Raw genomic sequence first — 4,419 nt, 5'->3', positions numbered from 1 at the left:
GTTGGTCTCCGGCCTGCACCTGAGCCAGGACCCGGAGCCGCAGCGCTCGGCCCCCACCGACCCGGCCGTCGCACGCCTCCTGCCGGATGCGATGCCCCAGGCCGGCGCCGCCGAACAGGGCGCCCACCGGGCCCTGACCGAGGACGCCCTGTCCGAGGGGAAGCTCGCGGACGCGCGCCTGGCACTCGAGCTGCTGCGCTCGACGCGCGTGGAGGTGCCGCACGACCAGGCGCCGGCCTTCGGCCGCGCGCTCAACGACGTGCGCCTCGTCCTCGCCGCCCGCCTGGGCGTCGAGACCGAGGAGGACGCCGCCCGCGTGCACGCCGTGGACGACTGGCGCAGCGCGGAGGACGTCGAGTCCACCATGGCCCTGCTCTACAACTTCACCTCGTGGCTGCTGGAGACGCTCATGACGGAGATGCTCAGCGAGCTGCCCGAGGGCTCGGACGAGTCCGCGCCGGGCGCCGGGGACGCGGAGGGCGAGCAGTGAGCGGCCAGCGCGCCGCCGTGGACGCCACCGCGCCGATCGGCGTGTTCGACTCGGGCGTGGGCGGGCTGACCGTGGCCCGGGCGATCATGGACCAGCTGCCCCACGAGTCCATCCTCTACGTGGGCGACACGGAGCACTCGCCGTACGGCCCGCGGCCCATCGCCGAGGTACGGGCCCTCGCCCTGGCGATCATGGACGAGCTCGTCGCGCGCGGCGTCAAGGCGCTCGTGATCGCGTGCAACTCCGCGTCGGCCGCCGTGCTGCGCGACGCCCGAGAGCGCTACACGGGAGGCCACGGCATCCCCGTGATCGAGGTGATCCAGCCCGCCGTGCGCCGCGCCGTGGCCGCCACCCGCACGGGCCGGATCGGCGTGATCGGCACCGAGGCGACCGTCGGGTCCCGCGCCTACGAGGACTCGTTCTCGGCCGCCCCGCACCTCGAGATCACCTCGGTCGCGTGCCCGCGGTTCGTGGAGTTCGTGGAGGCCGGCATCACCACCGGCCCCGAACTGCTGGAGACCGCCCGGGAGTACACGGCCCCGCTGCGTGCGGCGGGCGTGGACACCCTCGTGCTGGGATGCACCCACTACCCGCTGCTGACCGGCGCCCTCTCGCTCGTGATGGGGGAGGACGTCACGCTCGTCTCCTCCGCGGAGGAGACCGCCAAGGACCTCTACCGGGAGCTGGTCCGCCTCGGCCTCGAGCACCCCCACTCGGCCGCGGGCTCCGGCCAGGCCACCCGCCACCGCTTCGCCGCCACCGGCGACCCCGACCACTTCCAGGCCCTCGCGCGCCGCTTCCTCGGACCCGAGGTCGAGTCCGTGCGACGCCTGGAGACGATCGGCGCGCCCCGCCCCGCGGCCGTGCCGGTCCCGACGCGCTCGACGGCCTCCTCCGGCCGGGCGCCGAGCAGGAGGGTGTGACGTGAAGCTGACCATCATCGGGGCGTCCGGGTCCTTCCCCGGCCCGGGCTCGCCCGCCTCGTGCTACCTCCTCACCGCGGAGGGTGTGGCCGCGGACGGCGTCACCCCGCGCACGTGGCGGATCCTGCTGGACCTCGGCAACGGTGCCCTCGGCGTGCTGCAGCGCTACGTCGAGCTCGAGGACCTGGACGGCATCCTGCTCTCCCACCTGCACCCGGACCACTTCATGGACCTGTGCGGGATGCACGTGGCCATCCGCTGGAACCCGGCCGGCTGGGGCCGCGGTCGGCTGCCCGTCTACGGACCCGCCTGCACCGCCGACCGCGTCGCCGAGGCGTACGGGATGGACCCCCAGCCGGGGATGCACCAGGACTTCGAGTTCCGGTGCTGGACTGCCGGCCGCACCGAGCGGCTGGGTCCGTTCCGGTTCACCCCGGTCCCCGTGTGCCACCCCATCGACGAGGCCTACGCGATCCGGGTCGAGGTGGACCGCGTCGACGACGACGGCGACGTCACCACCCGCGTGCTCACCTACTCCGGGGACACCGACGCATGTGAGGGGCTCGTCGAGGCCGCGCGGGACGCGGACGTGTTCCTGTGCGAGGCCGCCTTCCACGAGGGCCGGGACGACGGCATCGACGGCGTCCACCTGACCGGCCGACGGGCCGGCGAGACGGCGGCGCAGGCCGGGGCCCGGAAGCTGCTGCTCACACACCTGCCGGTGTGGAACGATCCGCAGCGCGCCGTCCAGGAGGCCCGCGAGGTGTACGACGGCCCGCTGGCCGTCGCCGTCTCGGGGCTGAGCTACGGCGTCTGAGGGCGTGCCTAGATGTAAGAGGTCATGACGTTGTTGACTCGTGCCGGGGCCAACGAGGTTGGCGGGGCGTCCCCGCAGGAGGTATGAGGCCGATGGTAGTTGTAGTGGTTCACCCACACCTGCAGGGCCTCACGCCGAGCTTGCTCTGAGGTATACGGGCGGGCGTAGAGGACCTCATCGACCATCAGCCGGTTGTACCGTTCGACCTTCCCGTTATGGCGCGGGGTGTAGGGGCGGATCCGGTGGTGCCGGCCTCCGAGCGAGACCACCTTCGCGGTGAAGTCCACGGCCCGGTAGTTGTTTCCGTTGTCCGTGATCACCCGGTCCACGGTGATGCCGTGGGCGGCGAAGAACGCCCGCGCCCGGCAGTAGAAGCTCACGGTCGTGGCCGCCCGCTCGTCCTCCAACGCTTCGGTGTAGGCCAGCCGGGTGAACCCGTCGATCGCCGAGTGCAGATAGGTGTAGCCGACCCGCCGGCCTGCACCACGCTTGGAAGCACGGCCTGCTTCACTGTCACGTCCGTGAGCACGCCAGCCGCCCCCGTCGGGGATGCGTCCGATCTTCTTCACGTCCAGGTGCACCATGTGCCCCGGTCCCCTCGCGGTGATCCTCCGGGCCGGCTGCCGGCGGAGGTCTTCTCCGGCTGGGGTCAGGTCCCGTAGGCGGGAGATCCCGAGTCGGTGCAGCCATCGCCCCACGGTACGAAGACACACCCGGTGGCCCTCGGAGACGAGGTGGTGATGGATCCGGCGGGCCGACCACTTCTCCCTGCGACGCAGGGTCTGGATCTGAGCCACCACCTCGGGGTCGAGCTGGGCAGGTGAACGGCGCGGACGGCTGGGCCGGTCGAGCAGCCCGGCCTCGCCCTCGGCGCGGTAGCGGGCCACCCAGGTGGCCACCGTGGGGCGGCTGACGCGGAACTCGGCGGCCACGTGTGCCTGCGGGATCCCGTCGTGCAGGTGGCGGTGGACCATCCTGAGACGGCCGGTGGGGGTCAGGGGTGCGTTAGCGTGAGTCATGAGTGGGTCTTCTCGGGCAGGTCGGTGGTGTAGGAACTTCCATCCTGCGGGAGAGGCCCACTCGTCTCATCTCAGCCGGCGCCTCGTGGCAAGAACCTCATGACCCACAACACCTAGACTGGAGGCCATGAGCTCTCCCGCCCCCACCGCCCCCCGCCCGGACGGCCGCGCCGTCGACGAGCTGCGCCCCATCACCATCACCCGGGGCTGGTCCCGGCAGGCGGAGGGCTCGGCCCTGATCGAGTTCGGGAACACCCGCGTGCTGTGCACCGCCTCCTTCACCGAGGGCGTGCCGCGCTGGCTCAAGGGCGAGGGGACCGGCTGGGTCACCGCCGAGTACGCGATGCTCCCGCGGGCCACCAACGAGCGCAGCCAGCGCGAGTCCGTCAAGGGCCGGATCGGCGGGCGCACCCACGAGATCTCCCGCCTGATCGGCCGGTCCCTGCGCGCCGTCATCGACCTGTCCGCCCTGGGGGAGAACACCATCGTCCTGGACTGCGACGTCCTCGACGCCGACGGCGGCACCCGCACCGCCGCCATCACGGGCGCCTACGTCGCCCTCGCCGAGGCGGTGGCCTGGGCGCGGCGCGAGGGGATCCTCGCCAAGGGCGCCGCCGTCCTCAAGGACTCCGTCGCCGCGGTGTCCGTGGGCATCGTGGACGGGGTGCCCGTCCTCGACCTGCCGTACGTGGAGGACGTGAAGGCGGAGACGGACATGAACGTGGTCGTCACCGGGGCCGGGGAGTTCGTGGAGGTGCAGGGCACCGCCGAGGGCGCGCCGTTCACCCGCGCCGAGCTGGACACCCTGCTGGACCTGGCCCTGATCGGCACGGGTGAGCTGGCCCGCATCCAGGCCGAGACCCTGGCCGCCGCCACGGAGGACCGGGCGTGAGCGCGCCCGCCTCCTCGTCGGCGGGCCTGCCGGAGGGCGCCCGCATCGTGCTCGCCACGCACAACGCGGGCAAGGTGCGCGAGCTGCGGCAGCTGCTCGCCGGCGCCGTGCCCGGCCTCGACGTGGAGGCCGCGGTGGTGGACGCGGGCGCCGTGGGCGCCCCGGACGTCGTCGAGGACGGCGTCACGTTCGCCCAGAACGCGCTGAAGAAGGCCCGCGCCGTGGCCGCGCACACCGGGCTGATCGCCGTCGCGGACGACTCCGGTCTGGCCGTGGAA

At 73.0% G+C, this 4,419-nt stretch carries 6 protein-coding genes; 5 read left to right on the top strand and 1 reads right to left on the bottom strand.

What is annotated here, in order from left to right:
- The 3 genes from D8M29_RS09010 to D8M29_RS09000 form a co-directional block, all read left to right on the top strand.
- Window positions 1-490, top strand: a 490-nt coding sequence (locus D8M29_RS09010) for a DUF2017 family protein (protein ID WP_127445915.1), incomplete at its 5' end; no start/stop codon positions are given.
- On the top strand, window positions 487-1,413 hold the full coding sequence (gene murI / locus D8M29_RS09005; protein WP_236649752.1) for a glutamate racemase: 927 nt from the start codon (window positions 487-489) through the stop codon (window positions 1,411-1,413). The genes D8M29_RS09010 and murI, both read left to right, overlap by 4 nt.
- 1 nt (window position 1,414) lies before the next feature.
- Window positions 1,415-2,230, top strand: a complete 816-nt coding sequence (locus D8M29_RS09000) for an MBL fold metallo-hydrolase (RefSeq protein WP_127435402.1) — start codon at window positions 1,415-1,417, stop codon at window positions 2,228-2,230.
- A gap of 8 nt (window positions 2,231-2,238) precedes the next feature.
- Here D8M29_RS09000 and D8M29_RS08995 read toward each other — a convergent pair whose 3' ends face one another.
- Window positions 2,239-3,249: an IS481 family transposase gene (locus tag D8M29_RS08995; protein WP_127435401.1), complete on the bottom strand. Its 1,011-nt coding sequence runs from the start codon at window positions 3,247-3,249 to the stop codon at window positions 2,239-2,241.
- Window positions 3,250-3,376: 127 nt separating this feature from the next.
- On the opposite strand from D8M29_RS08995, the gene rph reads away from it, so the two are divergent.
- Both rph and D8M29_RS08985 read left to right on the top strand, forming a co-directional pair.
- Complete coding sequence (gene rph, locus D8M29_RS08990; protein ID WP_036382145.1) at window positions 3,377-4,141, top strand: ribonuclease PH; 765 nt, start codon at window positions 3,377-3,379, stop codon at window positions 4,139-4,141.
- Window positions 4,138-4,419: non-canonical purine NTP pyrophosphatase (locus D8M29_RS08985; RefSeq protein WP_305034221.1), on the top strand; the 282-nt coding region annotated here is incomplete at its 3' end. The genes rph and D8M29_RS08985, both read left to right, overlap by 4 nt.

Origin of the sequence: Micrococcus sp. HSID17227 (assembly GCF_003989405.1) — a bacterium.
Lineage (GTDB): Bacteria > Actinomycetota > Actinomycetes > Actinomycetales > Micrococcaceae > Micrococcus > Micrococcus luteus.
The sequence above is the reverse complement of the archived record's forward strand: the minus strand, read 5'-3'. Positions and strand labels throughout refer to the sequence as shown.

Coding starts and splice junctions, on each gene's coding strand:
- D8M29_RS08995 (WP_127435401.1), bottom strand. CDS start 3,249: ATGACTCACGCTAACGCACCCCTGACCCCCACCGGCCGTCTCAGGATG.
- rph (WP_036382145.1), top strand. CDS start 3,377: ATGAGCTCTCCCGCCCCCACCGCCCCCCGCCCGGACGGCCGCGCCGTC.